At 38.5% G+C, this 7,082-nt stretch carries 3 protein-coding genes; all 3 read right to left on the bottom strand.

Features of this window, described 5'->3' with window-relative positions; all coding sequences use genetic code 11:
- Positions 1 to 5: 5 nt before the first annotated feature.
- The 3 genes from Q0296_RS10895 to Q0296_RS10885 all read right to left on the bottom strand — a co-directional run bounded on the left by Q0296_RS10895 (position 6) and on the right by Q0296_RS10885 (position 6,739).
- Complete coding sequence (locus tag Q0296_RS10895) at positions 6 to 863, bottom strand: YgcG family protein (protein WP_298040504.1); 858 nt, start codon at positions 861 to 863, stop codon at positions 6 to 8.
- Positions 863 to 1,456, bottom strand: coding sequence for a LemA family protein (locus Q0296_RS10890; RefSeq protein ID WP_298040502.1), 594 nt, complete (start codon positions 1,454 to 1,456; stop codon positions 863 to 865). The genes Q0296_RS10895 and Q0296_RS10890 overlap by 1 nt, the downstream gene beginning before the upstream one ends.
- 108 nt (positions 1,457 to 1,564) lie before the next feature.
- Positions 1,565 to 6,739, bottom strand: a complete 5,175-nt coding sequence (locus Q0296_RS10885) for a retention module-containing protein (protein ID WP_298040500.1) — start codon at positions 6,737 to 6,739, stop codon at positions 1,565 to 1,567.
- Positions 6,740 to 7,082: the final 343 nt, after the last annotated feature.

Below are 7,082 nucleotides of genomic sequence, written 5' to 3'. Positions count from 1 at the left end.
AAATTTCACCAGCTGCCGCTAGCTCCGCCTCCGCCAAAACCGCCGCCGCCGCCACTAAAGCCGCCTCCTCTGCCGCTTGAGCGACCGCCACCTCCATTTGAGTCTGAACCACCTCGTCTAAAGCCCATTGGCAAAGAGCCGCCTTGGCTATTTCTCTTAAAAACGTCTTTTAAAATAAAGAAAAATACCGCAAATATAAAGGCAAATGCGCCAAAGATTATGAGGTAGTTTCGCACGCCAAATCCCTGCTCAAGCGCTGTCGATACAAGTCCAGCAAAGCACGTGCTAAAGCCAGTTCGCATAAAAAATTTGCCAAAGATTACAGAAGCAAAGCATGAGATTATGCCAGCGATAAATGCGATCACGCCAAAAGGCACGTCGCCAAGGCTAAATTTACTCCTAAACTCCTCGCCACTAGCTACTTTTATGATCGCCAAAACGCCATCTTTCACGCCTTCGCTCATCTTGCCGTTTTTAAACTTGGGTATCATGACGCTATTTATGATCTGGCTTGCCACGGCGTCAGTTAGCACCCCTTCAAGGCCGTATCCAACCTCGATGCGGACCTTTTTCTCATTTGGAGCAACCACCAAAAGCACGCCGTTGTTATCTTTTTTTTGACCTAGTTTGTAGCCTCTAGCGATCTCAAGAGATAGCTCTTCAATGCTCCTGTTTTCAAGCGAATTTAAAGTCACGATGGCGATTTGCATGGTGCTATTTTGCTCGAAATTTTGCAATAAATTTAAAAGCTCATCTCTTTCATTTTGTGAAAAAACATGAGTCTCATCGTTGATCTGCTCATTGAACTTTAGAGCAAAACAAAAGCAAAATGCAAAGAGCAAAAGGCTAATGATTTTTTTCATTATTTCTCAAACGAAACTTTTGGGTTTTTTATATCTTCGCTGCTAACCTCGATGCCTTGTTTTGGCTTCATCTCTGGGTAGAAAATGCCTACTATAAATTTACCTGGAAAGCTTCTAAGAGCTACGTTGTACTCTTTTACGGCCTCGATGTAGTCGCGTCTTGCTACGCTTATGCGGTTTTCTGTGCCCTCAAGCTGGCTTTGGAGTGATAGGAAATTTTGGTTTGCTTTTAGCTCTGGGTAGCTCTCGCTAACTGCCATTAGCCTGCCAAGTGCGGAGCCTAGCTGACCTTGAGCTGCCATAAATTCTTTAACCTTTGCCTCGTCGCTAAGACTGCTTGCGTCGATGCTTACTTGCATGCTCTTGCTTCTTGCGTTTGCCACGTCTTCAAAGACCTTTTGTTCGTGGGCTGCGTAGCCTTTTACAGTTTCAACTAAATTTGGCACAAGATCGGCTCTTCTTTTGTATTGATTTAGCACCTGCGACCACTTCTCGTTGGTGTTTTCATCAAGCACGACAAATGAATTTGCGTATTTGAAAGCGCCAAAAACAAGTGCTGCTATGACCACAACTATGGCTATTAAATTTTTCATGTCTTCTCCTTTAAAAGGGGTGATATTAGTAAAATAAGGCTTAAAAAATGATGTGAATTGAAGTTAGTTAAGTGAAGTGAGTGCTTAAAGCGCACTCACTTTTGGGGATTATAGGTCTGTTTGGACTTTATCGTCTATTTGTATATGGATAGTGTGTCCATCTACTTGATCTTTACTTGAGTAGCCCTTAAAGCCAGCATCTGCATGTATAGAAGGATCTTTTTCTAACTCCCACTTACCTTTGATATCCACTTTATTGGTTGCGTCACCTTTTATCTTAAGGACAGTGTTTGGATTATCAGTGATATCAAAGATTGCATTTGCATCAAATTTGATCTCAGAGTTGCCTTTAAGTTGGATATTTTCAAAGCTTTCGACTTTAGCATCAAGGCCAGTCACACGACTAAAATCAACCACTTTATTATCAACTACTAAAGTATCAGCACTTCCTTCACCGCCTTTCATAGTTGAGTTTTCATCGTAATTGATAGTGTAATTTTTCACATTTAGATGAAGGTCATTAGAATAAACCTTGCTTGCTAAGCCATTTGGCGTTATAAGCGTAGTTTCCACATTTAGGTCATAGGCTGATCTTGCGTTGATATCAAGCGAATATTCAAACACGCCTTTACCTATATCTTGATCTGTTAATTCATAGGTATCAGTTTTTGTTTGTGTGTGATCATCTGGATCAGTATATTTAAACTCTACTTTATCGCCAGCTTTAGCATCTTCATTGAGATAAACTTTTATCTGGGCCTTATCCTGACTTCCAGAATCTCTCAATAAGGCTCCTCTTATAGCATCTATTTCGGCACTAGCACTATCTGTCTTACTCACATGATTATCAAAAGCATCTGTTAGAGTTACTTTTGCTTTTGTCTCCGCACCAACTTCAATTTTAGCATCAAACTGAAGTGGTTGATCTCTATCTAGTGAAAATTGAGAGTGAGTGACTAGATCTTCCAAGACAATGTTGCCATTTACATCTTTGCTAATAACTTTATAGCTTTTTGTGAAAGGAGTAGTAGCACCAGGGTTTGTTATCTCAACATTTATCTTATCGCCTTCTATAACGCTTCCAGGGATAGATACATTTACTTTTGAAGTGCTTCCGCCTGATTGGATCAAGCCTTTATCAGACTCATCTCTAGTTATGGTGCCATTGTCATTTAGGTCAGCGCCAATATTTAAATTTAATCCAGCCTCACTTAGAGGAGCTAGCTTTATTTTTGCCTCAGGACTAGGCACTGGCTCACTACTACCATTTGATATGATAGCAGTTACACTAGTCTCACGACCTGGTAGCATGGCAACGCCACCTATTCTTATAGTATTGTTTTTAAGCTCATGTGGAGTATGTGTTAGATCGGTATCATCTATTAATGAAATTTTGCCATCAGGAGCTTTTGAAACAGTATAGTTTACAGGTCTAGTTGCTGTAGTGCCATCAGTTTTTGGTTCAGTTATTAGCACCTCTACCTTATCGCCAGTTATGACATTATATGGCACTTGAACGCTTATGGTTGTTACTTTTACTCCATCAACAGATATAGCCTCATCTCTATCTATCGTTTTATCCCTACTTGCATCATCTTCTATAAATTCAACTTTTAGATCTTTGGTATCTATCGTCTCAAGTGTAGCCTTGGCTGTTTTTGTTACTCCATTTATAGTGGCCTCAACCTGCGCAGGATGATCTTTATCTATATGTACATCAGGAATTGTTAGCTTATTGTCTGCTGGAAGCAAATCAGTGTGATTATCTGGAAATTTTAGAGTAATGCGATTGCCGACATTTGAAACAACAGTATATTCTTGTTCTACTCCACCATTTACTTTGACTTTTATAACATCACCACTATTTACAGTAGTTGGGATCTGAAGTGTGGCAGAAGTTGTATTTAACTGACCATCTGTCATCGCCTCATCTCTACTTAGTATCTCATTTCTATCACTATCTTCATTGATAAATAGCCTAAAGCCAGTTCCTGCACCAGCACCTTGAGCATCAAGCATTATGTCACTCTTTGTGCCTACTTTATCAACGCCAGTATTGTCAGTAACCTTAGCATTTATGATAGTCGTATGATCCTCTGTTAAATTTAGAGTGTATTCAACTACTTTATTTCCATTTGGATCGTTTACAATATTTAATGTTTCACCACCACCGATGGCAACCAAATTTCCGCCAGCATCTTTGCTTATGGTATATTCTTTAGGTGTTTTATTGTTTGGAGCATCTTTATTGTATGACTCTACTACTAGCTTATCTCCTACGACAAAATTTGAAGGAAGTTTTATAGTTGCTGTCGTAGTTGTCTCGCTATGATCGCTGTTTGCTTCAGCGCTATACAAGATGCCGTCATTATCAGCATCTTCTTCAAAAGTGATCTTCATATCATTATGAAGTTTTTCAAGAGTGTTATGGTTTTTAGCTTCGGCTTTTTTGCCACCGCTTGCATCAGTAGTCTCTGCAGCTACGTTGATAGTTTTACCAGCTTCTATCAAAACACCTTTGATCTCTATCTCATTCTTATCATTTACGGTTAAGGTCTCAGAAGTATTTTTTAGTGTGATCTTACCGTGATCATCTCTACCAGTAACCTTATAAGTTTTAGTCTCAGTTGAAGTGCCATTGTTTATTGTTACATTTACAACATCGTCAGCTATAACATTATTTGGCACTTTTACTGCAATTGTAGTCTTAAGTAGATCATTGTCTCCGTCTTTGCTTTCTGATCTTGCCAAAGATACGTTACGATCGCCATCTTCTACAAATCTTACGGCCATATCATTTATGCCAGCCATCGTAACACTACTTGAGCCTTTAGCGTGTTGAATGCTGCCATCACTATCTACTATCTCAGCTGTTACTTTAGTTTCTAGGCCAGTTGCTGTTTTGATACCAGAAATTTTAAAACTTCTGCCGTCTGCTTCTGTATTTATTTCATTGCCAGCACTATCTTTTACAAAAAACTTACCATTTGCATCTCTTCCAACAGTATATTCTTTTGTTCTAGGAGTCTCATTTGGTTCATTTATAGTTACAGTTAGTTTATCTCCACTTACTGCATTTTTAGGAAGCTTAATGGTAACTTTCGTGCTATTAAGACCATCGACGCTGATAGCTTGCTCTCTGGTCATAGTCTTGGCTCCATTAGCCTCTTCAAAGATAACTTCAGGTGCTTTTACATACTCTAAGCTAGCTGAAGCCTCCACAGGAGCTATATGAGCGTTCCTATTTGGGTTTATGTGAGTAATGCTAGCTGTTATAGTTGTGTCTTCTCCATGTCTTACGCTAAATCCTTCAACATTAATAGCCCATTGATTAAGCTCCTCTTTTAAAGGAGCGTACTCAACATCGCCAGAATTAGTATGTTCTACTACTTTAGTTATAACACCTTTATCATTTACATGTATAATAAAGTCTCTTGTAGTATTTTCAAATTCTGTTTTACCATTAGAATCTTTTAAAAACGCTTTTCCTTCAGGATCATTAGGGTCTAGCTTAGGAGTTTTTATAGAAAGCGTAAGCTTATCACCATCATCAACCCTATTTGGCAATGTGATCTTTGCAGTTGTGTGATTTACTTTTTCATCACCTAAATCTTCATTGACACCATTAAAATTCCTATCAATCTTAGCAACACTCTCTTGTCTTGAAATTTCGTGAAGAGTTTTTTGCTCAGATAGCGTTATGGTTAATCCTGATCCGATTGGATGTACATTATCTGTATCCGACTCTGCACTTTTTACAACATCATTTTTATCCACTACATGAACACTAGCAGTTGTTTTTACCCCAGGGAATATATCAAGTGGCACGCCAGTCACTTTGTGATCTCTGACCATTTCTGGAGTTAGTTCTACTGTGATTGTTTTTTCATGAGGAGCTGATGGATTGTTATAATTTAACGGATCAGTATAAGTTATAACGATCTTATCGCCAGCTACTACATCTTTTGGAAGAGTTATATCTACTGGTGAAGTTCTAAAATTTCCATCTGTTCCTTTATTTTCTGCGTCTGTTAGAAAGCCATTGTTGTCACCATCTTCAGTAAATACTAAAGTCGGTCTTACATCTGGAGTTGTTTCATCACTAGCAGTTGCGCTTGTCATTGTATTTGTACTATCTGTTACGTAAGCCTCTACTTTTGAGAGTTTATCTTCAGCAACTGGCATATCGTTTATTTTATAGCCATTATCTATTATATTTTGAGTGATAGGCACGTTTTTATTCTCTACGGTGCCATCAGGCTTTGTTAGTTTTACATGCAGTATATCACCAACGATCACATCTGTTACAGTTATAAGCACTGGAGTTTCATTTAGATTGCCGTCTTTATTATTTTCAGTATAGGTCAAAAGCCCATCATTGTCAGGGTCTTCATCAGGATTGTTATTAAGATTCATATCCTCTGTAAATTTAACAACTGGAGCACTAAAACCAGTAGGGGTCACACTATCTTCGCTCTTACCACTAACATTTCCTTGGAAATTTGTGATAGTCGCATCGACCTTTGAAATTTTACCTGTCTCAATAGGTGCATTAAGAGGATATCCGCCAGTTAAGATGCTTGGAGTTATTACTACATTTGTTTTTACCTCGTTACCATTTGGATCAGTAACAGTGATATTTAATACATCGCCAACTCTAACCGTTCCATCATTTGGCACAGTGATAAGAACTTTTGATGTATTTAAATCATTATCATTTGCATGCTCAACTCTAGTTAGGATGCCATCATCTGGATCATCACTTACAAATTTAACAGTTGGGGCACCTGGTATTATAGTATCATCGCCGTCATTGCTATATCCGCCTATTGAACTATCGTATGATTCAAAAGCTCTATTTGTGTCAGTTAAATTTCTATAAGTTTCATTGATATTTGAGTAGTGACCACCCTCGGCAAAGCTAGCCGCACCAAGGCTCACGCCATCGCCGCCACCGCCTGCAGCAGCGTTTCCACCAGCAGCAGTCTCTTCAAGTTTTGTTAGATCTCCGCCGTTTAAGATAGCGTTTTGCAGAGCGCTTATATCAGCTAAGCCCTCAGCTCCTATTGTGCTTGGATTTAAAGAAAGCGCATCACTGCCTAATACTGTGATCTCTTTGCCGTTATTTGCAACGATAGTTATCTTGTCTGCTGCGCCATCTGTCTTGATGCTCTCGCCCATATAAACGATGTCGCCAACTTTTAGCTCTCTCTCGTTTCCATTTTGGTCAACAGCAACCGCCTTGCCATTTAGCGACTTTACTACGCCTACTTCCTTAGCCATAAGTGCTCCTTTATAAATTTTATCGCGATTATATAATAAGGGTAAGGCTAGAAAGATTAACCGAATTTACGGTACTTTTAAGCTATTTTTTAGTTATTTAATATTTTGTTTTTTGATTTCATATTTTTTTTAAAAATGGCTTAAAATAGCGACCAAGATGAGTTTAGGCTAAACAAAATCCTAAAAAATTTTGTAAATTTTTTGTATATTTTACTGTAAGAAAAGCGTTATTTTCGGCACATATCTAACAGTTGGCTCTTAAGCTAGTACGGAAATATTATGCTCTTTTTTTACTTTTGCCACTGAATTTTCTTTCCAAAGCCAAGTGTATTGCTCGTAAATT

Origin of the sequence: uncultured Campylobacter sp. (genome assembly GCF_937890585.1) — a bacterium.
GTDB lineage: Bacteria > Campylobacterota > Campylobacteria > Campylobacterales > Campylobacteraceae > Campylobacter_A.
Note: the sequence above shows the minus strand (reverse complement) of the source record. Positions and strands in the feature narration are given on the sequence as shown.